This window comes from Mucilaginibacter sp. Bleaf8, assembly GCF_018390515.1.
Taxonomy (GTDB): Bacteria; Bacteroidota; Bacteroidia; order Sphingobacteriales; family Sphingobacteriaceae; genus Mucilaginibacter.
On record NZ_JAHBBK010000003.1, the window covers coordinates 661019 to 683635 of the forward strand.

21 protein-coding genes are annotated in these 22617 nt (G+C 45.3%); 7 read left to right on the plus strand and 14 right to left on the minus strand.

Annotation, left to right across the window (positions count from 1 at the left end):
- Positions 1 to 57: 57 nt before the first annotated feature.
- The 5 genes from KHS38_RS16420 to pnuC all read right to left on the minus strand — a co-directional run bounded on the left by KHS38_RS16420 (position 58) and on the right by pnuC (position 3742).
- Positions 58 to 1392 carry a hypothetical protein gene (locus KHS38_RS16420; RefSeq protein ID WP_213489626.1) on the minus strand — a complete coding sequence of 445 codons (1335 nt, stop codon included), beginning with the start codon at positions 1390 to 1392 and terminating at the stop codon, positions 58 to 60.
- Positions 1373 to 1939: a hypothetical protein gene (locus KHS38_RS16425; protein ID WP_213489627.1), complete on the minus strand. Its 567-nt coding sequence runs from the start codon at positions 1937 to 1939 to the stop codon at positions 1373 to 1375. Before KHS38_RS16425 ends, KHS38_RS16420 begins: the two co-directional genes overlap by 20 nt.
- Positions 1936 to 2496, minus strand: coding sequence for an RNA polymerase sigma factor (locus KHS38_RS16430; RefSeq protein ID WP_213489628.1), 561 nt, complete (start codon positions 2494 to 2496; stop codon positions 1936 to 1938). Before KHS38_RS16430 ends, KHS38_RS16425 begins: the two co-directional genes overlap by 4 nt.
- Positions 2497 to 2562: 66 nt before the next feature.
- The gene (locus tag KHS38_RS16435) at positions 2563 to 3096 is read right to left on the minus strand and encodes an AAA family ATPase (RefSeq protein ID WP_213489629.1); all 534 of its coding nucleotides are present in this window, start codon (positions 3094 to 3096) and stop codon (positions 2563 to 2565) included.
- Between the two features lie 37 nt (positions 3097 to 3133).
- Positions 3134 to 3742: a nicotinamide riboside transporter PnuC gene (gene pnuC / locus KHS38_RS16440; protein ID WP_213489630.1), complete on the minus strand. Its 609-nt coding sequence runs from the start codon at positions 3740 to 3742 to the stop codon at positions 3134 to 3136.
- 304 nt (positions 3743 to 4046) lie between these two features.
- Here pnuC and gmd point away from each other — a divergent pair, with 304 nt between their 5' ends.
- Both gmd and KHS38_RS16450 read left to right on the plus strand, forming a co-directional pair.
- A complete protein-coding gene (gmd, locus tag KHS38_RS16445; protein ID WP_213489631.1) occupies positions 4047 to 5183 on the plus strand; it encodes a GDP-mannose 4,6-dehydratase in 1137 nt (378 codons plus the stop codon).
- 20 nt (positions 5184 to 5203) lie between these two features.
- Positions 5204 to 6835 (plus strand): gliding motility protein RemB, encoded by a 1632-nt coding sequence (locus KHS38_RS16450; protein ID WP_213489632.1) that lies wholly within the window; start codon positions 5204 to 5206, stop codon positions 6833 to 6835.
- 51 nt (positions 6836 to 6886) lie between these two features.
- Here KHS38_RS16450 and KHS38_RS16455 read toward each other — a convergent pair whose 3' ends face one another.
- Both KHS38_RS16455 and dxs read right to left on the minus strand, forming a co-directional pair.
- The gene (locus KHS38_RS16455) at positions 6887 to 7222 is read right to left on the minus strand and encodes a hypothetical protein (RefSeq protein WP_213489633.1); all 336 of its coding nucleotides are present in this window, start codon (positions 7220 to 7222) and stop codon (positions 6887 to 6889) included.
- A gap of 130 nt (positions 7223 to 7352) precedes the next feature.
- Positions 7353 to 9281, minus strand: a complete 1929-nt coding sequence (gene dxs, locus KHS38_RS16460) for a 1-deoxy-D-xylulose-5-phosphate synthase (RefSeq protein WP_213489860.1) — start codon at positions 9279 to 9281, stop codon at positions 7353 to 7355.
- A 261-nt stretch (positions 9282 to 9542) separates the two neighbouring features.
- Between dxs and KHS38_RS16465 the strand changes: the two genes are divergently transcribed.
- The 4 genes from KHS38_RS16465 (at position 9543) to KHS38_RS16480 (ending at position 15744) form a co-directional block, all read left to right on the plus strand.
- On the plus strand, positions 9543 to 10472 hold the full coding sequence (locus KHS38_RS16465; RefSeq protein ID WP_213489634.1) for a hypothetical protein: 930 nt from the start codon (positions 9543 to 9545) through the stop codon (positions 10470 to 10472).
- A gap of 76 nt (positions 10473 to 10548) precedes the next feature.
- Entirely contained in the window at positions 10549 to 11298 is a 750-nt protein-coding gene (locus KHS38_RS16470) for a segregation and condensation protein A (protein ID WP_213489635.1), read from the plus strand.
- A gap of 31 nt (positions 11299 to 11329) precedes the next feature.
- Positions 11330 to 12601 carry a serine hydroxymethyltransferase gene (glyA, locus tag KHS38_RS16475; RefSeq protein ID WP_213489636.1) on the plus strand — a complete coding sequence of 424 codons (1272 nt, stop codon included), beginning with the start codon at positions 11330 to 11332 and terminating at the stop codon, positions 12599 to 12601.
- A gap of 14 nt (positions 12602 to 12615) precedes the next feature.
- Positions 12616 to 15744: a PAS domain S-box protein gene (locus tag KHS38_RS16480; protein WP_213489637.1), complete on the plus strand. Its 3129-nt coding sequence runs from the start codon at positions 12616 to 12618 to the stop codon at positions 15742 to 15744.
- A gap of 140 nt (positions 15745 to 15884) precedes the next feature.
- Here the strand turns inward: KHS38_RS16480 and KHS38_RS16485 are convergent, their stop codons facing one another.
- The 4 genes from KHS38_RS16485 to rlmD all read right to left on the minus strand — a co-directional run bounded on the left by KHS38_RS16485 (position 15885) and on the right by rlmD (position 19166).
- Positions 15885 to 16583, minus strand: a complete 699-nt coding sequence (locus KHS38_RS16485; RefSeq protein ID WP_213489638.1) for a ComF family protein — start codon at positions 16581 to 16583, stop codon at positions 15885 to 15887.
- Positions 16584 to 16657: 74 nt separating this feature from the next.
- Positions 16658 to 17167, minus strand: coding sequence for a phosphoribosyltransferase family protein (locus KHS38_RS16490; RefSeq protein WP_213489639.1), 510 nt, complete (start codon positions 17165 to 17167; stop codon positions 16658 to 16660).
- Between the two features lie 99 nt (positions 17168 to 17266).
- The gene (locus KHS38_RS16495) at positions 17267 to 17656 is read right to left on the minus strand and encodes a hypothetical protein (RefSeq protein ID WP_213489640.1); all 390 of its coding nucleotides are present in this window, start codon (positions 17654 to 17656) and stop codon (positions 17267 to 17269) included.
- Between the two features lie 100 nt (positions 17657 to 17756).
- Positions 17757 to 19166: a 23S rRNA (uracil(1939)-C(5))-methyltransferase RlmD gene (gene rlmD / locus KHS38_RS16500; RefSeq protein WP_213489641.1), complete on the minus strand. Its 1410-nt coding sequence runs from the start codon at positions 19164 to 19166 to the stop codon at positions 17757 to 17759.
- Between the two features lie 375 nt (positions 19167 to 19541).
- Between rlmD and KHS38_RS16505 the strand changes: the two genes are divergently transcribed.
- On the plus strand, positions 19542 to 20531 hold the full coding sequence (locus KHS38_RS16505) for a hypothetical protein (protein WP_213489642.1): 990 nt from the start codon (positions 19542 to 19544) through the stop codon (positions 20529 to 20531).
- Between the two features lie 3 nt (positions 20532 to 20534).
- On the opposite strand, the gene KHS38_RS16510 is transcribed toward KHS38_RS16505, so the two are convergent.
- From KHS38_RS16510 to pheS, 3 genes are read right to left on the minus strand one after another with little or no spacing between them, the layout of a single operon-like run.
- Complete coding sequence (locus tag KHS38_RS16510; protein WP_213489643.1) at positions 20535 to 21116, minus strand: TetR/AcrR family transcriptional regulator; 582 nt, start codon at positions 21114 to 21116, stop codon at positions 20535 to 20537.
- Positions 21116 to 21535 (minus strand): Rieske (2Fe-2S) protein, encoded by a 420-nt coding sequence (locus tag KHS38_RS16515; RefSeq protein ID WP_213489644.1) that lies wholly within the window; start codon positions 21533 to 21535, stop codon positions 21116 to 21118. Before KHS38_RS16515 ends, KHS38_RS16510 begins: the two co-directional genes overlap by 1 nt.
- A gap of 1 nt (position 21536) precedes the next feature.
- Positions 21537 to 22571, minus strand: coding sequence for a phenylalanine--tRNA ligase subunit alpha (gene pheS / locus KHS38_RS16520; protein WP_213489645.1), 1035 nt, complete (start codon positions 22569 to 22571; stop codon positions 21537 to 21539).
- Between the last annotated feature and the right edge of the window lie 46 nt (positions 22572 to 22617).

Sequence of the window (22617 nt, forward strand, 5' to 3'; positions counted from 1 at the left end):
CAACAAAACCCTTGCCGTAATGACAAGGGTTTGCTAAGTGCTCGCCACTTATATATACTAATCAAACTTGACGCTACCGTAATTTGAGCGGATAACAATCAGTTTATCCGAATTGCCTTTACCCAGTTTGCCTTTGTAAGTTTTGGTTGATGACCAGCCCCGTTCTTCATCGCCCGGGGTTTTGTTCACAATATTTACGGGGCGGTCGCCATAGCTAAAGCTGCCATAGTGTGTGGTGATGTCAAAGTCGGCGTTGTCGTTTTCGGCCATACCTAACTTAATGTTGGAGTAAGAGGAGTTAACAGACAGGCTTTTTAAATTCCGGCCCAGGTCGGCAATCTGCAAGCCGCCGCAGTATCTTACGTTGAGGTTGCCCGATGTTTTAAGCTTGCCTATTTTGGCCGAGCTATAGCTTACCGTGGCATTCAGTTTATCAGCCTCACCCAAATTCAGACTACCATAGGCCACGTTCAGTTCGCTGCCGCTAAAATTGTCAATAGTAGCACTGCCATATTTAACCACAATCTCGTTGCCCGCATTTGAGAGGCTTTTGGCAACCAAACTGCCATATGCATTGTCAATAATTACTTTGCCGGCCAAATCGGGCAATACGGTAGCCCCATAGCGGTTGGATACCTGCAACTGGTTTTTGGCGGGCATGTAAACCGTGTAGTTTACTTCTACGCGGCGTACGGTGTTTTTTTCGCCGCCAAAAAATATAGCCATAATTGAGCCGCGGTTTTCTTTATTGGTACTGTTAATGCTCGTTGTGAATGATACTACGTCGTTTTCCTTGCTATCCGTAATGTTTACGCCATCCAGCAAGCGTTGCGCTTCATTGTCTTCGTTGGCCATGGCTTTAACCTGTACATCAACCTTAACTTCGTTTTTGTTCCAGGTATTTACCGTTACCTTACCGTAGCGGTTACTAAGCTGTATTTTATCATCAGCATTAACGCTGTAGCTTTTGCTGTAGTTCTTTACTTTTTCTTTCAGCTCGCCGCTTTGTACTTTTTTACTGATAGCATCTTCACTGAAGTTGAAGTTGTTGGTGAGCGGTGCAACGTCAATATTGGGCGGTGTAACTACAATATTGCTCAGACCTTTCAAATCACCCAGGTCCGTTTTCAGGTCATTGAGCTTAAAATTATAGGTGAAAACCCGGGCGTCGCCCCGTAATTTCTCTGCTGATTTTTGCAGCTCTTTGGCTTGCTTTTCAAACTGTTTGCTTTGCAGCTTATTCATCTGCTTTTGCAGGTCGCGCATCTGGCTTTGCAGTTTGTTCATTTCCTTGCTGATGTCTTTATCATCAGCCTGGGCAAAGCTGCCGTGCGTGGCCAGTATAAGGGCGCATACAATAAGTGCTTTAAGGTTAAATATTCTTGATTTCATTGGATTGTTCTTTTTGGGGCTGCTTAAATTGTTCAATTACCTGTAGCTGCTGATTAAGTACCTGGGTTTGTATTTGCAAGTTCCGGATCATTGCACGTAAAACACGTTCCTGGTTAGGGCTGGTAGCTAAATCACGTTTTAATTTAGTGTATGAGGAATCCATTTTGGCCAGTTCGCTGCTAAACTCGCGGTATAGCTGCGGGTCGGCTTTGGTGAGTTCTTTCAGTTCGTTACGTTTGCTTTCAATCAGCGAAGCATATTGTACCTGCTGTTTGGCATATTGCGGGTTAATGGCCGCCAGGTTAACGCCGTTTTGCTTTTGGCTGCGCAGGTAAAACATGAAACCTATGCCCATTACCATAATTGTAATGGCGGCTACCCGCAGCACAAAGCCCAGTGAAAATGTTTTGGCTTCTCTTTTCTGTAGTGTTACAGTTTCATCGGCCGGCATTTGTGCCTCAATGCGGCTCCACAGATCGGCCCGTGGTTCTAAATCGTCAAATTCTTCGCGATTTGCTTTAATAAAGTCCTCTAATCTCTTGCTCATAACGCTACTCCTTTCATCTTTAACACTTCGCTTAGTTTTCGTTTTGCCCGCAGAAACTGTGTTCTGGAGGTGTTTTCGGCTATATTCAAAATCTGTCCTATTTCTTCATGGTCATACCCTTCGAGCAGGTACAGCGACAGTACCACACGGTAACCTTCGGGCAGCTCTTTCATGGCTTCTTTTACCTGGGCCACCCGGTACTGTACATCCTCATCGTCGGCACATTCCTCATCGGCAATGTTTTCCAGTTGTTCGCTTTCCATTTCTACCCATTCTATTTTGCGTTTGCGCAGCAAGTTAATGGAGCGGTTTACCACAATTTGCTTAAGCCACAGGCCAAAGGTGGTTTCCTGACGGAAATCCTTCACTTTGTTAAACGCATCTAAAAATGCTTCCTGCAATACATCTTCGGCTTCGTCGAGGTTGTCCAATATCCGGAAAGCTACGTTGAGCATAGCTTTTGAATATAAACGGTACAACTCATAGCAGGCTTTTTTACTGCCCTGCTTGCACTCAACCACCAGTTGATAATGCTTGTCAATGTATGCGGCTTCCAAAATTGTGATTAGCTTTCAATATACAAGACGCGGCGGTTAACGCAACGTTGCATCTAAGCCAATAAATTATGAAAATAATTTTAAGAAATCATCAACAGCGGCAACAGCATGGTCATAACGCTGCTGGCCCTGGCCCGAAATAACGGTATAGCGGGCGTTGAGCGCCTGCAGCTCGCGGTGCCAAACATCCATAAAATGCTCACGCATGGTTGGGAAATTGCGCAGCGGATCGTCTTCCCAGGGCAGGTCAATGTTTAAAAGAAGGTAAAAATCATAGGTGTGTTCGGGCAGTTTATCCAGAACTTCCTGCGGTGCTTTGCCAAACATCTCCTCGCTCCATATTTTAATGGTGATGAAGGTGGTGTCGCAAATGAGCAGGCGGTTGGCCTGGGGCAATAGTGCTTCTTCGAGCGCCAGTTGCCCATGGTACATGTTAATCTCATCCTGCCAGGTGCAATCGGCAGTCAGGTTTTCGCAATAGCCGCGGGCATACTCGGGCACCCACACGGTTTGATAGTGCTTGGCCAGGTAGGCCGACATGGCCGATTTGCCGGTAGACTCGGGGCCTACCACTGCTATTTTGAGGATTTTGTTGTTCATGTACAGCGCTTACAAAGATAAACGGTTGCCTTGCTTTTTATAATCTTTTTCGCCAATCCAGGTAGCCCATCAAGGCAATGATGGTGTAGATACCGAACATTAAGGCAAAAGGCTCCAGTCCTTTGTTGATGTAAATACCTACGTAAATAATATCAACAAATAACCACATCAGCCAGTTTTCGAGCACCTTGCGGGCCATAAATACCTGCGCCGTTAAACTGATTACCGAACAGAAGCTGTCCAGGTAAGGGTAGGCCGCAGGCTGATAATGTCCCACTTCTGATAGCTTAACCAGCAAAAAGCCCAATGCCGCTGTAACCAGTATGGTAATTGCTACGGCGGCAAGCAGTTGTTTTTGGGTGATACGCACCACAGGCAGTTTAGCCTCATTGGGCGGGCGTTTGCTCCAGTAATACCAGCCGTAAATATTGAGGCAAAACAGATAGGCATTCTGGCCCATATCGGCATACAACGCAGCTTTGGCAAACACGTAAACGCATATGGCCGTGTTGATGATGGCAAACGGCCAGTTCCAGATACTATTGCGGGCTGCCAGGTAAACACACAGCAAGCCGGTAACCAAACCCACCAATTCCAGCCAACTTTGCTGTTGCAACCATTGGGTAAGTGCATGAATGAGGTGCATAGTTCGTTGTTCCGGATGTTTGGTTCCGAAATTAGCTTTTTGAAGCGGAATTTAAAATGTGGTTAAATAGGATGTGTTTTTTAAGTTTCCGTCATGCCGAACTTGTTTCGGCATCACACATGCTAAGCGTATAACATGCATTGTTTCACCTGTCCTGAGAGATGCCGAAACGAGTTCGTCATGACGAGCGAAGTAATTTGAAGTAAGTCAATAATATAACATCCTCAATAAACATCGGCACCCAACAAAAAAGCGAATAAATTGTAGAACAAAAGATAATACCTTTGCTTCTGCAATTTATTCAATGAAAAAAGCTTTAATCACAGGCATCACCGGTCAGGATGGTGCGTATCTGGCTGAGTTTTTATTAAACAAGGGTTACGAGGTGCATGGCCTTAAGCGGCGCTCATCGTTGTTTAATACCAGCCGGGTAGATCATTTATACCATGATCCGCATGAAGCCAATGTGATGTTCAGGCTGCATTACGGCGATCTGACAGATTCTGTCAATATCGTGCGCCTGGTGCAGGAAATTCAGCCGGATGAGATCTACAACCTGGGTGCAATGTCACACGTGAAGGTAAGCTTTGATACGCCTGAGTATACCGCTAATGCTGATGGTATTGGTACCCTGCGCCTGCTGGAAGCTATCCGCATACTGGGCTTAGAGCAGAAGACCCGCATCTACCAGGCATCCACTTCGGAACTATATGGTTTGGTGCAAGCTGTGCCACAATCCGAAACTACACCTTTTTACCCGCGCTCACCTTATGCGGTAGCCAAGCTATATGCTTACTGGATTACCGTAAACTACCGCGAAGCTTACGGCATGTATGCCTGCAACGGTATTTTGTTTAATCACGAAAGTCCTTTAAGAGGCGAAACTTTTGTTACCCGCAAAATCACCCGTGCGGTAGCCAAGATAGCAAAGGGCTTACAGGATAAGCTGTACTTAGGTAATCTGGACGCACAGCGCGACTGGGGCCATGCCAAAGATTACGTAGAGGCCATGTACCTGATATTGCAGCAGGAAACACCTGAAGATTTTGTGATAGCCACCGGCGTAACAACAAGGGTACGTGAGTTTGTTCGTTTGGCGTTTTTGGAAGTAGGTATCGAAGTAGAATTTAGTGGCAAAGGTGTACATGAGCGCGGGGTGGTAATTGATATAGATGTCGAGCGTATGGAACAGCTGGGTCTGGACCCTGATAAGCTAAAATTTGGCCAAACCGTAGTAAAGGTTAATCCGCGCTATTACCGGCCGACGGAGGTGGAGCTACTGATTGGCGACCCAACCAAAGCCCGCGAAAAGTTGGGTTGGCAATCTAAATATACTTTGGAAGCGTTAGTTACCGATATGGTGCAGGCCGATCTGGAATTAGCCAAGCGCGACCATTTTTTACAACAGCAGGGCTATCAAACACTGAGCGGTTTGGAGTAGCACCTTTTAACTTTTAATCTATGAAAAAACTTTTAACCAGCCTTTTATTTGTTCTGGGGCTTACTGCCGCTACCTATGCGCAGTCGCAGTACCAGCCTTATTCATTCCAGTTTTATCAAAAGTTCAGCCACGATTTGTATTCCCCGCAAACGCGTGCACATACTTCTATCAAACCTTTTTTTGTAGATGATAGCTTGCTTGTGGACAGGTATGATTCGTTGATGAACTATGGTACCGGTAATGATGGCTTTGTGAAGCGTAGCTGGGTGCATCGCAAGCTATTCAATGAGCACCTGATTGATGTACGCAACAATGAGTATACCTTTTATGCCGACTTCCTGCCCGACCTGACTATCGGTCGTGACTTTTCGGGCAAGAACACTACCTGGTTAAATACACGCGGCTTTCAGGTAGGTGGTACTATTGGCAACAAGTTCTCTTTTTATACCAGTGGCTTTGAAAATCAGGCGCGCTTTCCTAACTACTATGATACCTACACCCAGCAGCAGGAAATGGTAAGCGGCCAGGGTAATCTTACCCTCAACTCGCTGAATAAGCGCACACGCGACTGGTCGTATGTAACCGCATTACTATCGTACACGCCGGTAAAATACCTGAATATCAGTTTGGGTATGGATAAAACCTTTATTGGCGATGGCTACCGCTCCATGTTACTGTCCGACTTTGCTGCGCCTTATCCCTTACTGCGCTTAACCGGTACGTTGGGCAATGTACGCTACATGGCCATGTGGACCTACATGAACGACCCTACAGCCAAGCGTTTTAACCCGGATGATTTCCGTAAAAAATGGGGTGCTTTCCAGTACCTGGATTGGAACGTATCGAACCGCGTATCGTTAGGCTTTTTCCAGTCGGTAACTTGGGCGGCGCAGAATGAGGACGGTTCGTCGCGCGGGTTTGATTTTAATTATATCAATCCTTTTATCTTCGTTCGTCCGCTTGAGTCGTCAGCCAACCGCTCGCCTGATAACGTAAACCTGGGCTTTACCGGTAAATACGAAATAAGCAATCAGATAACGGCCTATGCACAATTATCGCTGGACGAATTTGAGGCCAAAAACTTTTTTTCGAGCAATGGCAGCTGGCGTAATAAGTATGGCTGGCAGCTGGGTTTCCGTGGAGCCGATGTATTCAACGTACGGTCATTAAACTACCTGATTGAGTATAACAGCGCACGGCCATATACCTTTACCGAACGCAGCTCATCTATCATCAACTACGCTCATCAGCGCGAGCCTTTGGGGCACCCGTTCGGCGCCAACTTCCGCGAGGTGGTGGGCATTGTGAATTACAGCTACCAGCGTTTCGATTTTACCTTTCAGGGTAATTATGGCATGTATGGGTTAGATATGAATGGTTTAAACTACGGTAAAGATATCTTTAAGCCTTATAGCACCATAATCAAGGAACTGGATAACCGGATTGGTCAGGGCTTGCGTACCAACCTGTATTACTTCGAGCCGAAGGTGGCCTTTTTGCTAAACCCTAAATACAACCTGCGTATTGAGCTGGGTGGTATATTTAGGGTTGAGAAAAACGATGTGTTCAATGATAAAACATCCATGATCAGCTTAGGTTTACGCAGCTCGTTCCGCAATGTTTATAATGATATTTCGAGACTGAGGTTATAACCCTTTAACACAATAGAGGCTGCTATGTATTTATAGCAGCCTCTATTGTTATTAGTTGATTATAAAGCCATAGGTCTCCTGAGCAGGGTCGTTATTGAAGTAAAAACTATAGGAACCGCCGGCACCTTCGCTGCCAGAACCGGTTACAAACTTTAAACGCCCGTCACTGCCGCCTATCACATAAATGAGCTGGCTGTGATCATCCATTGAAGCATATGCCTCATATGTACCGGCGTAAGGCCCATACAATACTTGAAAAGTGCTCACATAATACCCCTCTGGTACCATCTTTTTTACTGTTACATGTGCCTTGTTTAAGGGTGAGGTAAAAGAGCTGAAGGAGGCAGTGCATACTGCCAGTGTAAGGTAAAAGCAGATCTTCTTCATGATAAATTGTTAAGTTATTTAAAATGAAGTTAATAAATTCTTTTGTTAAAAGCAATGTGAATCATAAAACTCACTAACTAAAAAGCCAATCTAGAAATAGATTGGCTTTTTAGTTAGTGGAATTTCATGTTTACGAAGCAATGATATGTTGCTTTTGCTGTACGCCCATGCTTTTTACCTGTTTGGCAATGCCGGCTGCATCATATCCGCATTCGGCCCAAAGCTCAGGTTGCTCGCCATGTTCAATAACAGCATCAGGGATGCCTAAGCGCATTACCTCGGCCTGATACTTATGGTCGGCCATAAATTCCAGTACGGCGCTACCGGCTCCACCTTCCAGGCAGCCGTCTTCAACAGTAATTACTTTGCTGTATTTGGTAAATACTTCATGCAATAATGCTTCGTCCAGTGGTTTCACAAAACGCAGGTCATAATGTGCAGGGTAGTATCCTTCGGTATTCAATTGTGCAGTAGCCTTAACCACCTCGTTACCAATAGCTCCTATTGATAGGATGGCAATTTCCTCACCATCGCATATCTTACGGCCTTTGCCTACGGTGATGGCGCGGAACGGGCGGCGCCAGTCAACCATTACACCGTTACCGCGTGGGTAACGAATTACAAATGGTCCGGCATTTTCCAGCTGTGCAGTATACATCAGGTTGCGTAACTCCTCCTCGTTCATCGGTGCTGATACCACCAGGTTAGGGATGCAGCGCATATAAGCCAAATCATAAGCGCCGTGGTGGGTTGGGCCGTCGGCACCGGCTAAACCGGCACGGTCAAGGCACAACACAACGTTAAGCTTTTGAATGGCTACATCATGCACTACCTGATCAAAAGCCCGCTGCATAAAGCTGGAATAGATGTTACAGAACGGCACCAAACCCTGCGATGCCAAACCTGCCGAAAACGTAACGGCATGTTGTTCGGCAATACCAACGTCAAAAGCACGCTCAGGCATGGCTTTCATCATCAGGTTAAGCGAACTGCCCGATGGCATAGCCGGTGTAATGCCCATGATTTTAGGGTTTTGTTCGGCCAGTTCTATCATAGTATGCCCAAACACATCCTGAAACTTAGGTGGCTGGGGCTTTTCGTAATGGGTCTTTTTAATTTCGCCGGTAATCTTGTCGAACAAGCCGGGCGCATGCCATTTGGTCTGGTCTTTTTCGGCCAGGGCATAGCCTTTACCTTTTACAGTAACGCAATGCAGTAACTTAGGGCCCGGTATATCACGCAAATCGCGCAACACTTTCACCAGGTGCTTTACATCATGGCCATCGGTAGGTCCAAAGTATCTGAATTTCAGCGCTTCGAACAGATTGCTTTGTTTCAGTAAAGTACCCTTGATGCTTTTTTCTATCTTCTTGGCATACTTCAAGGCATCAGGTCCAACGCTCGATAGCTTGGATAAAACATACCCAATATCGGCCCTGAAAGTATTGTAGGGTTTCGAAGTGGTAATATCGGTTAAATACTCCTTCAGCGCGCCTACGTTCGGGTCGATTGACATGCAGTTGTCGTTCAGGATCACCAGCAGGTTGCTGTTGGCAATACCCGCATGGTTAAGCGCCTCAAAAGCCATACCTGCGGTCATGGCACCATCGCCAATTACAGCTACGTGCTGGCGGTCTTTTTCGCCTTTGTAGTGCGATGCCACGGCCATACCCAGCGCTGCCGAGATGGAGGTAGAGGAGTGGCCTACCCCAAAGGTGTCGTACTCGCTTTCAGAACGTTTAGGAAAACCGCTGATGCCGCCATACACCCGGTTGGTGTGAAAATTATCGCGGCGGCCTGTTAATATTTTATGGCCGTAAGCTTGGTGACCTACGTCCCATACCAGTTGATCATAAGGGGTATTTAGCACATATTGCAGGGCAACGGTCAGTTCAACCACGCCCAAGCTTGCCGCAAAGTGCCCGCCGTTTACCGATACTACATCAATAATATACTGACGTAGTTCCTGGCATATCTGCTCTAAATCATCTTCGCTAAACTGCTTTAAATCAGATGGCGAATTGATTCTTTTTAATAAATCACCGGCCGGTACTTGCATTGACATTCGTTTCGGATAAATGAACTTACAAAGTAAGCTATTTTTGTTGGTAAATTGATTGACAAATTATAGCGCGCTGTTGTTTTCGCAAAGCGCTAAATTATTTAAACGCCATATAGCATCTCAAAGCAAGCTTTTGTATTGCTGCTAATATAATAATATAGTAATATCGCACCTGCAAATTGCACCCCTGATATGTACTTGATTAAACCTTATCTGCAAGCAGTTAAACTGTCTCTTTTATGCCTGTTCGTTCTTTTAATGCAGAGCTGTAGCACTGGCCCCGGTGTTTGGAAAAATGATGAAATAAGCAGCAGTAAGCGCGAAGATTTTCACGAGATGAATAAAGAATTGCTGGAGGCGCTTAAAGCAGGAAACCCGCAATTGCTGGAAAATATCATGTCGCATGAATTGCTCGAAGATCATTCCCTGAACCGCGAAGCGCACCTGATAAGCCTGCGCATGAAAAATGATAACTACCATATGCTGAATGAATACTATATGGTGCATGACCGCCGCGGGGCACATTCGGCCGGGGGCCACATAGGCAGCGATAAGTATACGCTTGAATACGATGCGGTAACTAAGGAAATGTATATGGCCTTTTTTTTACCCGAAAAAGCACAGGAAAAAATGATGATAACGGCCGTGTACTGTAAATATGAATATGGTTGGAAACTGTATTCGGTAAACATGGGCCGCTATGCGCAAAATGGTAAAAATATGCCCGAGCTATTGCGCCAGGCCGGGCAAAAGCTGGGCCGGCACTATCTGGTTGATGCGATAAACCTGAGCACGATGGCTGGCGAGTGTGCCGGGCCGAACAGCATGTGGCATTATGCCAATGAGCAGCTGGTGGGTATGATATGGAATAAGGCTACCAGCGAGGCCAGTAAAGAGTTTGTATATCCTTATATCATTAAGCAGGTACCTACCCATCCGCGCATTATCCGCATTATGAACAGGATTGAGCCCGAGGGGACGTTCCCGGTCATCTATTACCAGTCGGCTGTAAAAGTTACCGATACTGCCGCTATCAGGCGCGAGAACCAGGCTATACAGAAAGTAATCGGTTTGGCTATACCGGGTATGGATAAGGATAAAAAGTATATTTACTATACAGCTTATAATGAAATGCCCAATTACAAAAAGGAGGTTAACAGCATGGATATGGTGCAAAAGCTGCAATAAAATGTAGTTATTTTACTAGAGTAAACGGGGCTTTGCAGCCGCAATCCGCTAAGTAATCCCTATCTTTGAGCCGGTTATGGCTGCAGATAGTTTCGAAATCAGGTTGCCGCAGTTTGAAGGCCCGTTTGATTTGCTGCTCTTCTTTATTGAACGGGATGAGCTGGATATCCACGAGGTGTCCATATCCCGCATCACCGACGATTTTCTGGCCTACATACACCAGATGAACAGCCTCAACATGGAGCTGGCCAGTGAGTTTATATTTGTGGCCGCTACCCTGATGCGCATTAAGGCTAAAATGCTGCTGCCCCGCTTTGAGGCCGAAAGTGGCGAAACGGAGGCCGACTCTAAAGAAGACCTGATCCGTAAACTGATCGAATACAAAAAGTTCAAGGATATTTGCGAACAGCTGCGCCCGCTGGAAGATGAACGCTTTAAACAGGAGCGCCGCGGCAACATTGCCGATGAGCTTTCGCAGATAGAAGCCGTTGCCCTGCCGGGCGAGGAACTGGCCGAAATAAGCTTGTACCGGTTAATGCAGGTATACGAACGGGTACACCGCCGTTTTCTTAACCGTACCGAAGAGGTAAAGCATACCGTTGTACAATACCCTTATACCATCGAACAGCAAAAAAAAGTGATAGATGACCTGTTGCGCATTAACGGCCGTATGGACTTTAAGGCCATCAGCCAAAATTCAGAAAACCGGGTGCATTTCATCTATAGCTTTTTGGCCATGCTGGAGATGCTGCAGCAGGAATTAATAGATATACAATTAGGATTGGGCTACAATAATTTTTGGATTGCGCCGAAAACAGCCCATTGATTTTGACTAACTTAGGCGCTTGTAAAACATCATGAAAAAAGATAAACTGATTTTTAAGCTACTGGACGACGAGCAACAAAGACAGGAAGAGGGCCTGGAACTGATTGCATCCGAAAATTTTGTAAGCAAACAGGTAATGGAAGCGGCTGGTTCTGCTGCTACCAATAAATATGCCGAAGGCTTGCCGGGTAAACGCTACTATGGTGGTTGCCAGGTTGTTGACGAAATTGAAACCATTGCTATTGAGCGTGCCAAGCAACTGTTTAATGCAGAGTGGGTAAACGTACAACCGCACTCGGGCGCACAGGCTAATGCTGCAGTAATGCTGGCCGTTTTACAGCCCGGCGATAAAATTTTAGGTTTCGATTTGTCGCACGGTGGTCACTTAACACACGGTTCACCGGTAAACTTTTCAGGTAAACTGTATCAGCCATTATTTTATGGTGTAAAAAAAGAAACAGGTCGTATTGATTACGAGCAACTGCGCGCTACTGCCCTGCAAGAAAAACCGAAGCTGATTATCTGCGGTGCATCGGCTTATTCACGCGATTGGGATTATGCTTTCATTCGCCAGGTGGCCGATGAGATTGGTGCATTGGTGCTTGCTGATATTTCGCACCCGGCCGGCTTAATTGCCCGCGGTTTATTAACCGATCCGCTGCCGCACTGTCATATTGTAACTACCACCACCCACAAAACCCTGCGTGGCCCACGTGGCGGTATGATTATGCTGGGTAAAGATTTTGAGAACCCATGGGGTTTGAAAACGCCTAAAGGCGAAATTAAAAAAATGTCGGCCCTGTTGGATGCTGCCGTATTTCCTGGTACACAAGGCGGCCCGTTAGAGCACATCATTGCAGCTAAAGCCGTTGCCTTTTTTGAGGCCCTTAGCGATGATTATATGAAATATGTATTGCAGGTAAAACTGAATGCACAAGCTATTTCAAAAGCATTGGTGGCCCGCGGTTACGAAATCGTATCAGGCGGAACCGACAATCACCTGATCTTGATCGATCTTCGCAATAAGAACATTTCTGGTAAAGCTGCCGAAAATGCTTTAGTACAGGCCGATATCACCGTAAATAAAAATATGGTGCCGTTTGATGACAAATCGCCGTTTGTAACTTCGGGTATCCGTATCGGTACTGCCGCTATTACCACCCGTGGCATGAAAGAGAAGCAAATGGAACAGGTTGCCGAACTGATTGATGCTGTAATAAATGATCCTGAAAACGAACAAAATATAAAGAAGGTACGTAAAAGTGTACATGCTTTAGCGGAGAAGTTTCCGTTATACAGCTAAAGTAACTTTTAAATATGGTGGCTAACCGGATACCAGTTCCAGAAAATGAAAACGAGCGTTTAAAAGCACTAAAAGCATACGAGATACTGGATACCTTTCCGGAAGAGGAGTATGATGCACTTACACGCCTGGCTTCTTATATCTGTCACGTTCCGTTAGCCTTCATATCATTTATCGATGAGCACCGCCAGTGGTTTAAATCAAAGGTGGGCCTGCCGATAGACGAAATACCCAGAGCCGATGCCTTTTGCCGGTACACCATCATGGATGATGTACTGGTAGAAGTGCCGGACTTTACCGAAAGCGAAATTTTTGCCGAAAGCGAGTTTGTAAAAAGCGGCCCCATGCTGCGCTTTTATGCCAGCGCACCCCTTATAGACCCCGAAGGGCATCGCCTGGGCTCGCTATGCGTGTTCGACCAAAAGCCCAAGCACCTGTCGGCCGAGCAGCGCGACGCGCTGCAAACCCTGGCCGGTGAGGTGATTTCGCATCTATCGTTACGTAAGCAAAAAAAAGAGCTGGAGCGCAACCTCGAAGCGCATAAGGAGTTTTACCGCCTTTTTAATAATTCATCCGAGATACACTGTATTGCCGATGCCTCATCTGAAATTGAGATGGTTAACCATGCGGCCGAAAAGATACTCGGCTATCCGGCCGATCAGATTGTTGGCCGGTCGTTATGGGATTTTGTAGCCGATCATAACCGCGAACAGTATGTACCTCTTATTGAAAGCGGACAGCGCACCGGGCAATCATTCGAAATGGAAACCACCGTGGTAACCCAAAATGATGAGCGTAAATACCTGAGCTGGACCGCCATTTTTGATAACGGTAAGTGGTATGCCAGCGGCCGTGATGTTACGCAGCACAAACATGCACAGGATGAGTTGAAGCAACTTTCGCTGGTAGCCAGCAAGATTTCTAACGGGGTAGCCATCAGCAATGCCGATAATAAGATTATCTGGATTAATGATGCCTTTGAAAGCATTACAGGTTTTAACCTGGATGATGTACGTAACCACGAGCTTATCCAAGTGCTTAATTGCGGCGAAGTTGATTGTACAGTATACGCAAACCTGCAAAATCGGTTAAAAACGCATCGGGCATTTGAAATGGAATTTCATATCCTGCACAAGGATGGCCATCACATGTGGATATCGGTGCTAAACTCGCCGGTATTTGATAAAGCCGGGCAGGTTGAAAAGTATATTAAGGTTATCATTGATATTACCGACCGTAAACATGCCGAGCAGCAGCTCGAGATCATGTCCTTTGCGTCGCGCAAATCGCCAAGCGGCGTTTTGATACGCGACCGGGATAGTAATGTGATTTGGATGAATGAGGCCATGGAAAGTATACTGGGGTATACACTTGCCGAAATGCAGGGCAAAGCCTTTGGTCGTATACTTATTGGCGAAGAAACGGATTTGAATGTATTTACCAATGCTTTAAATGCCTATGCAGATAATAAGCCTTATGAAATTGAGATTAAGGTTTATAGAAAAGATGGCACACCGGTATGGGTGTTTTTATCCAACAGTCCATTATTTAATGAAGAAGGACAGGTTGAGCGCCAGGTAGCTGTTTGCCTGAATATTACGGAGCGAAAAAAAGCCGAGGAAGAACTGACACTGCTTTCGCTGGTAGCCAGCGCAACCGTTAGCGGGGTGGTAATTAATGATAACAACGGCAATGTTGAGTGGGTAAATAATGCTTTTGAAAATATAACCGGCTATGATTTAAGTTACGTACAGGGCAAGCGGCTGGGCGATGTAATTAAAGGCGAATCTACCGACTATACAAGCATTGAAAAGGCCCGGGAGCAATCGCGCAACAAACAATCATTCAATGTAGATATTGAGGCTTATCGTAAAGACGGCACACCTATATGGGTATCGGTTATCAACTCCGTTATACTGGACGAGCGGGGCGAGGTGAAAAAATACATTGAGGTATTGATTGATATTACGGCCAAGAAAAAAGTGGAGTGCGAACTTATTGCTGCCAGAGAAGAAGCATTACAGCTTAGCCGGGCCAAAGACATGTTCATATCGGTAATGAGCCATGAGATACGTACACCGCTTAATGCGGTTATTGGTATGTCGCACTTGTTGCTGGAAGACAATCCTGCAGAGTCGCAAAAAGAGAACTTGAGCATTCTGCGCTTCTCGGCCGAAAACCTGATGACCCTCATCAATGATGTGCTGGATTTTACTAAGATTGAAACCGGTAACATTGAGCTGGAGAAAACCAGGGTTGATTTGCGCGAACTGGTGCAAAGTGTTACCAGCTCCATGCAGTTTAAAGCGCAGGATAAAAAAATATATCTCCGCAATACGATTGACCCGGCTGTACCCGCGCTGATACTGGGTGACCGTACGCGTTTGGTGCAAATTCTGCTGAATATTGTAGGTAACTCCCTGAAGTTTACTGACGCGGGCGGCATTACCATTGATTTGAAAGTACTGGAACAAACGCCTGATGAAGTGCGCGTAAGATTTGCCGTAATTGATACGGGCATTGGCATAGCGCCTAACAAAATTAATACGATATTTGAATCGTTTAAGCAGGCCGAGGCTGACACTACCCGTAAATACGGTGGTACCGGTTTAGGCTTAGCCATCACCAAACGACTGGTTGAACTGCATGGCTCGCACATTAATGTGGATAGTGTGTTAGGGCAGGGCTCTACCTTTTGGTTTACGATTAGCTTTAAAAAAGCAGAAAATACATCTTTAACTATGAATAATACAACCGAAGCTGGTTTGAAGATAAACGTGCTGGTTGCTGATGATAATCAGATCAACCGCTTGCTCATCAGTAAAGTGCTCAAAAAGTGGGGCGTAACGCCTGATTTTGCTGAGAATGGTGCGCAGGCTGTTGAAAAAGTAGAAGCTAACCACAACTATGATGTGGTGCTGATGGATATCCATATGCCCGAAATGGACGGCTTACAGGCTACCCAGGCCATACGCAGCAAGGCGGACACCTACTTCAAAGAGTTGCCTATTATTGCGCTTACAGCCTCAATGCTAACTAACCAAATGCATGAGATTGAAGAGGCCGGCATGAACGATTATGTATTGAAACCTTTTGATCCGAAAGTATTATACGAAAAGCTGAGCCGTTACCAGCAGCAGTAAATAAAAACAGGGATAGCCCTCTCAAGCATATCCCTGTCAATTAATTAATGTAATCAAACGCTCCGAGTACTTGTACGGGTATAGTTAGCCGAAGGTTGTAATAAATAAAAACTTTTATCTGCTACACTTTATAGAAACTTTTAGGTAGCATAGGCAATAGTGGCAATACTTAATCTGATGTTAGGTATAGTTAACAATGCTTGCCCGCAGGCTTCTAATGTTGAGCCGGTGGTTACAATATCATCAACCAGTAATATATGTTTGCCGGCCAAATCCTGCGGCTGATGTATGGCAAATACCTCCTGCATATTCTCAAACCGGGCAAAGCGCGATTTATGCGTTTGCGTAGCTGTATTTACTTTACGAATTAGATTATGTTCAGATACCTGTGCATTCAGGCGGTTGGCTAAGCCTTGGGCAAAGTAGGCGCTTTGGTTATAGCCGCGTGTTTTAAGCCGCTTTTTGTGTAATGGTACCGGTACAATAACATCAACAGTATTATAAACGGGATTTTGTACCAGTTGTGTGCCGGCTATGTGGCCCAGCCTGGTACCAATTTGCGGCATATTGCTGTATTTAAACTGGTGCATCAGGTGCTGTACTTTACCGCCTTTTTCAAAATACAGCAACGCGTATGCTGCCTGCAGGTCTACCTTACCCCAAAACTGCTTGGCCACTATGTTATCAGGCTGGGTATGAAAGCTGGTGTAAGGCAAATGGTATAGGCAATCGGTGCAAATCAGCTCCTCGGTACCCACCAGGGTAGCCTTGCATGCCTGGCACAGCTGCGGAAACAGCAGGTTAATGAAGTTGCCCAGGAAAGTATTGCGAAGGTTCAAGGAGGATTAGTTTGGAGACAAGAAACAAGAGAGGCAGGAACCAGGATTTAAGGTCGCTGGTTCCGGAAAGTTTATTATCCTAAATACACGGCGTCTTCCTCACCGCTTTCGCTGAGCGATACGTAAACATGTTCTTTAAGCACGGTGGATAGTGCAATGCCCGAAAAGTCGGTATTTACCGGGAAGCTTTTATGGTTACGGTCAACCAGTACCACGGTGCGCAGCTTTTTAAGCGGTACGTCTAAAAACACACCTAGGCCATAAGCCAGGGTTTTCCCGCTGTTCAGTACATCGTCTACAATAATTACTACCTTATTGTTGCACTCGCCGATATCGGTATCCAAGCTAAACTGCAGGTTACTGCTTTGCTTATCCAGCTGGATGTTGATCATGGTGCAGCTAAATGGGGCTATGTTTTTCAATACCTGTTTTAGCCGCTGGGCAATCAGGTTGCCCTGAGGTAAAATGCCGGCAATTACAATTTCCTGCTCATCAAAATTGTCTTCGAGTATCTGGTAGGCAATACGATCAATTTTTTGCTGTATTTGCTGATGGTTAAGGATCAAAAGCTGTTTATCAGGCATGGGTGTTATTGTCAGTTGTAAGTTGTGTGTTGTCGGTTGTGAGTTGAGATGCTCTTGTCATGCAACTCAAAACCTACAACACAACTCAAATATAAAAGATTATTCTTTGCCGTAAGGGAAAAATACAAAGTTGGCGCCCTCTGGCACAATTACAAACACGCACATATAATCGTGTGCACTTTTGTAGTTATCGATAAAGCGTTGCTTCAATTCTTTTTTTACAATACCACGCTCTACAAACTCTTCTAGTGTAGAAGCATTTATGGTCCAGTCGGTATTCAACTCCTCTTTATCCAGTACCAGTTCGCCTAAGCTTACCTCGTGCTGGTGTGCCACAAAAATAGGGTAGGCCGATAAGCCTTCCACCATAATTTCAACAGCAACCTCGCGCAACGATTCGCTGTAAAGGCGCAGATCAACCTCCAGACTCTTCAGCGGGCTTTCGCCTTTTTTATTATTGTTATCGTTCAGTAATTCTTCCGGATCCATTCAGGTAAAAATTAAGTATTAACATCAAATTCTCAATAAAGAAACCTTGTCATTGCAAGCAATAGCGTAGCAATCTCCTCGCAATGACAAAATATGACGATTACTTTCTCAATTCCAGCAGTACCACGTTTTCCACATGTTGTGTGTGCGGAAACATGTCTACCGGTTGTATCTGCACCACGCTGTACTTTTCTTTTAATACAACCAAGTCACGGGCTTGTGTGGCTACATTGCAGCTTACGTATACAATTTTTTCGGCTTCAATTTCCATCAGGCGCTCAACCACATCGGCATGCATACCGGCACGTGGTGGGTCGGTAATAATTACGTCGGGTTTGCCATGTTCGGCTACAAACTCAGCGTTCAGTACATCTTTCATGTCGCCGGCGTAAAATTTAGTGTTGCTGATGTTGTTGATCTGCGAATTGATCTTGGCGTCCTCAATGGCCGACGGCACATATTCAACACCAATTACCTCGCGCACATGGCCGGCTACAAAGTTGGCAATGGTACCTGCGCCGGTATATAAATCGTATACCAGTTCGTTTCCTTTAAAGCCGGCAAAGTCACGGGCTATTTCGTACAAACGATGAGCCTGTATAGCATTAGTTTGATAGAACGATTTAGGACCAATGCGGAACTTAATCTCGTTCATGGCCTCGTGTATATATTCAGGGCCTTTCCAGGCAATTACTTCCTGGTCAAAAATAGTATCGTTCTTTTTCTGGTTAAGGATGTACAGTAGTGACGTAACCTCAGGAAATTCCTGCTCTACGTAACTCATAACCAGGTTCACTTCTTCTTCAGCTGCATAAGCAAATACCACAATTACCATCAGCTCGCCGGTAGCGGCTGTGCGGATAATAAGGTTGCGCAAGGCACCTTCATGCGCTTTTATGTTGTAAAAGCTGATGTTATGCTGTTTGGCGAAATCACGGATTTTAAGACGCAAATCGTTCGACGGATCGGCTTGCAGATAGCAGTGGTTTATGTCCAGGATTTTATCAAACCGGCCCGGAATGTGAAAACCCAAGGCATCCATATCCACGGTCTCGTCGGTACGGTTTTCGCCATCGTTCAGCCAGCGTTTGTTCGAGAAAGTGTATTCCAGTTTGTTACGATAATAACGGTCGGCAGGTGAGGGTACTATAGGCAGTGCGTGGCCTACCTCTACCTTAGCCAGGCGGCTCAGGGCATCGGTTACCGTTTTTTGTTTGTACAGCAATTGGGCCTCATAGGTCATGTGCTGCCATTTGCAGCCGCCGCAGGTGCCAAAGTGTTCGCAAAAGGGTTCGGTGCGGTGAGCCGACGCTTGTTTCAGGGCGGTTATTTTAGCTTCGCCAAAGTTTTTCTTTTTGCGGTAAACCTCTACATCCACCACATCGCCGGGTACGGCTTTTTCAACAAACAGTACAAACTCTTCGGCTTTGCCTACGCCTTTGCCTTCTTCGGCAATATCAATTATGGTTACATCTTCGAACCTTTTGTTCGGGGCAGAATTTCTCCTCATCAGGCTGCAAAGTTAACCCTAATTATTGAAAATTGCGGAATGCAACATCAAGGCAAAATGCAATCACGTACCCTGTGAACAGGATATGGAAATAACGAATGATAAGTAACGCTTACTGAAATATGCTGAGGATAAAAAGCCAAAGGTTTTCGGTATCCGCATCAGCTACTTCAAAGCATTCGTCAATTTGGTCTGAAAATTCGGTTAATTCACGGCTCATAGGATGTTGGTGTTGATTTAACCAAATATACCAACAAATTATACCAAAAACCAAATTGGTATACAGATTAAGTTTGTGAAAAGAATTTGTTAAGGGAAAGGGTTTGCCAAGCTAAATATGAATCACTTATCTTCGGCATGTTTAAACTTAAGCCTATGCGTATTAAATTATTTGCTTTATTAGTGTTTATGCTAACTGGCATCCATTCAAAAAGTCAGTCTATTAGTTATACAATACCTAATGGATATGAAGAAAACATCAGCAAAGGTGATTATAAAAAGCTTGTTGACCTTTCTATAGCTGTCATTTCAAAAAGATATGCTATTGATGAGGTGCAAGAGGGCAGCATACGTTTAAAGCCCAACGAAGATTTTAGCATTATTAATCTACATAACTTAATAGGTAAATGTGTTGCTGTTAGTGATAAAGCACAATGGGTAACTGTTATTAATAATCATTTTAACAGCATGTTTTCTTCTGCTCAAGAGCAAAAACAGTTCAATCCTGCTGATTTTGCGTCAATAAGAAAGAAATTGAGTGTCAGAGTTTATACGGAGGCCACTATGCTGCTACGTGGTGGCATAGATGGATTCATCGTAAGAAAAGATTTAGAGGGAACTTATACCGTTTTGATGCTTGATTTGCCAAGTGCCTTTACCCCTGTATCTGAGCAAAGTGCCTCAATTTGGCATAAGACGAATCAAGATTTGTTTGATGTGGCATTGCATAACATTAAAGAAGTTAGCGTCGAAAAAAAGACGCAAACGTTTAAGGTTAATGGCAAAGAGCTTGAAGTTAGCTTTATAGTAAACGAAGATTACGCTGCAAGCTTTGTGTTAGACTTGGAGCATAATGCTCCTGAGATGGTTGGTGAATGGGGAACAGTAATATCAATTCCTAATAAAGGAATAGCTGCGTTGTGTAAGGTAAGTAAAAGTCATCCGGTTGATTTTGTAAACTTTATTCAAGGGCTATACTCGACAGCCGAAAATTATTATACTAAATCGGATTATCCGGTTTCTAAACAATTTTTTTGGTATTATAAAGGACGATTTACGCCTGTGAACGTAACAACCGGCGCTAACGGCAGCGTCAATGTAATTGCGCCGGTAGAACTTTCTAAATTAATGACAACAAGTGATTAGCGGTTATATCGTTATAGCCGCTTTAACCAAATAAGGCAATATCTCTTTCTGGAAAGAAACGAAGTTTTTGCGCACGTCGGCATCGCTTACCGAGGTAAAGGCAAAACTGAATACAATGTTTTTGCTGCACTTGATGAGGAAGCGGATGCGCTGCTGATAGCCGTCGTGCTTGCGGATGCCGCCTACAGCCGTAAAGGAACTCACCAGCAAATCTTCCAGTTCGTTGGACAGGTTGCGCAAAAACTCCTGCGAGTTGGTCGATTCGCGGATGAAATCCCAGCCGATAAATTCATTGCACACGGTGTATGACAGCCGGCAGGTTTTCATGATGAGGTTGCTCAGGTGCGCTTCCTCGTCCAGCTCGGGGCTGTCGGTATGTATCAGTTCATCTACGCTCACTTGTATATAATCCATCAGCAGGGAATGCAAAATGGCTTCTTTACTATCAAAGTATTTGTAAATGGTAGCTTTAGCGATTTTAGCTTTTTTGGCAATTTCGTTAACGCTGGTTTTGTGGTAGCCAAATTTGCGGAAAAGCTCCTGGGCAGACCGTTTAATGCTTTCTTTTATTTTATCGGCTTCCATTAATTAGATACGGATAGGTAAAGGCCGTTTTGAATATATATACTGTAAGACCTTAGTGAACGTGTAGCCGGCGCTTTTACCGGCGAGCCGTCCGATAGCAGAAATTTAGAACCGCTGCAAGGGTCGGTAGCGGTAAGGCCGGTATCGTCAATATTTACGGCACATCTTTTTTCGGGCTGGTAGCTGCTACACCGGTCATACGCAGCCCAGCCTCCTGACGGGGTACGGCAAATAATCAGGCCGGCAACCCCATAGCCGTTAACAATCACCGCTCCGCCTGCACTGCCCAGCCTGTTAAGCCTCGGGTCAGTTAACGGAGCCTGAAAATTAACGGCTACGCTGGGTATATAGCTCTGGTCACCTTTTCCGCATCCCAACAAACCCATCATCATCACAAAAAGGTAACAGAGCTTTTTCATTTTATACAATCTCGGTTTTAAACTGCTTCAGGAACCGTACATCATTTTCCGAGAACAAACGTAAATCGCGTATCTCGTACTTGAGGTTAGTAATCCGTTCAATGCCCATACCAAAAGCAAAGCCGGTATATCTTTTAGAATCGATACCGCAGTTTTCCAGCACGTTCGGATCAACCATACCGCAACCTAAAATTTCAACCCAGCCGCTGTGCTTGCACATGTTGCAGCCTGCACCTTTACAGATACTGCATGATATATCCATTTCGGCCGATGGCTCGGTGAACGGGAAGTAAGACGGGCGGAAACGTACTTTAGTGCCTTCGCCATACAGCTCCTGCACAAAGTGAAACAGGGTTTGTTTCAGGTCTGCAAACGATACGTTCTCGTCGATGTACAAACCTTCAACCTGGTGAAAAAAGCAGTGCGCACGGGCCGATATGGCCTCATTGCGGTACACGCGGCCCGGCATAATGGCACGGAACGGCGGTTTGCCGCTCTCCATCATGCGTACCTGTACCGATGAGGTATGGGTGCGCAGTGCAATGCTGTCTTTACCATTATCTTTGCTGATAAAGAAAGTATCCTGCATATCACGCGCAGGGTGCTCTTCCGGAAAGTTGAGGGCCGAGAAGTTGTGCCAGTCGTCTTCAATCTCGGGGCCTTCAGCTACCACAAAGCCCAAGCGCTTAAAAATATCGATAATCTCGTTGCGTACCAGTGATAGCGGATGGCGTGAGCCTACGGCAAAGCCTTCGCCCGGCAGGGTAAGATCCTGCTGTGAACCGCTGGTGGTAAGCTGCGAGTCGAATTGTTCTTTCAGTTCCTGGAACTTGCCTTCGGTTAGCTGCTTAAACTGGTTCAGTACTTTACCCAGTGTGCGCTTCTCTTCCGGTGTTGTGCTTTTAAACTGCTCAAAAAGATCTTTGATGATTCCTTTTGTGCCCAAAAATTTAATGCGGAATACTTCCAGTTCCTCGGCGTTGGCCGGGGCAAATGTGTTTACTTCCGCTGTATATTGATTAATCAGATCCTGCATTTCAGGTTATAGTTCTTTATAGTATGGCGGCCATTACGGCTACCGC

What these genes read in the sequence shown, in the direction of transcription:
- KHS38_RS16420 (WP_213489626.1), bottom strand. Translation starts at nt 1,392, where the DNA reads ATGAAATCAAGAATATTTAACCTTAAAGCACTTATTGTATGCGCCCTT.
- KHS38_RS16425 (WP_213489627.1), bottom strand. Translation starts at nt 1,939, where the DNA reads ATGAGCAAGAGATTAGAGGACTTTATTAAAGCAAATCGCGAAGAATTT.
- KHS38_RS16435 (WP_213489629.1), bottom strand. Translation starts at nt 3,096, where the DNA reads ATGAACAACAAAATCCTCAAAATAGCAGTGGTAGGCCCCGAGTCTACC.
- pnuC (WP_213489630.1), bottom strand. Translation starts at nt 3,742, where the DNA reads ATGCACCTCATTCATGCACTTACCCAATGGTTGCAACAGCAAAGTTGG.
- gmd (WP_213489631.1), top strand. Translation starts at nt 4,047, where the DNA reads ATGAAAAAAGCTTTAATCACAGGCATCACCGGTCAGGATGGTGCGTAT.
- KHS38_RS16450 (WP_213489632.1), top strand. Translation starts at nt 5,204, where the DNA reads ATGAAAAAACTTTTAACCAGCCTTTTATTTGTTCTGGGGCTTACTGCC.
- KHS38_RS16455 (WP_213489633.1), bottom strand. Translation starts at nt 7,222, where the DNA reads ATGAAGAAGATCTGCTTTTACCTTACACTGGCAGTATGCACTGCCTCC.
- dxs (WP_213489860.1), bottom strand. Translation starts at nt 9,281, where the DNA reads ATGCAAGTACCGGCCGGTGATTTATTAAAAAGAATCAATTCGCCATCT.
- KHS38_RS16465 (WP_213489634.1), top strand. Translation starts at nt 9,543, where the DNA reads ATGCAGAGCTGTAGCACTGGCCCCGGTGTTTGGAAAAATGATGAAATA.
- KHS38_RS16470 (WP_213489635.1), top strand. Translation starts at nt 10,549, where the DNA reads ATGGCTGCAGATAGTTTCGAAATCAGGTTGCCGCAGTTTGAAGGCCCG.
- glyA (WP_213489636.1), top strand. Translation starts at nt 11,330, where the DNA reads ATGAAAAAAGATAAACTGATTTTTAAGCTACTGGACGACGAGCAACAA.
- KHS38_RS16480 (WP_213489637.1), top strand. Translation starts at nt 12,616, where the DNA reads ATGGTGGCTAACCGGATACCAGTTCCAGAAAATGAAAACGAGCGTTTA.
- KHS38_RS16490 (WP_213489639.1), bottom strand. Translation starts at nt 17,167, where the DNA reads ATGCCTGATAAACAGCTTTTGATCCTTAACCATCAGCAAATACAGCAA.
- KHS38_RS16495 (WP_213489640.1), bottom strand. Translation starts at nt 17,656, where the DNA reads ATGGATCCGGAAGAATTACTGAACGATAACAATAATAAAAAAGGCGAA.
- rlmD (WP_213489641.1), bottom strand. Translation starts at nt 19,166, where the DNA reads ATGAGGAGAAATTCTGCCCCGAACAAAAGGTTCGAAGATGTAACCATA.
- KHS38_RS16505 (WP_213489642.1), top strand. Translation starts at nt 19,542, where the DNA reads ATGCGTATTAAATTATTTGCTTTATTAGTGTTTATGCTAACTGGCATC.
- KHS38_RS16510 (WP_213489643.1), bottom strand. Translation starts at nt 21,116, where the DNA reads ATGGAAGCCGATAAAATAAAAGAAAGCATTAAACGGTCTGCCCAGGAG.
- KHS38_RS16515 (WP_213489644.1), bottom strand. Translation starts at nt 21,535, where the DNA reads ATGAAAAAGCTCTGTTACCTTTTTGTGATGATGATGGGTTTGTTGGGA.
- pheS (WP_213489645.1), bottom strand. Translation starts at nt 22,571, where the DNA reads ATGCAGGATCTGATTAATCAATATACAGCGGAAGTAAACACATTTGCC.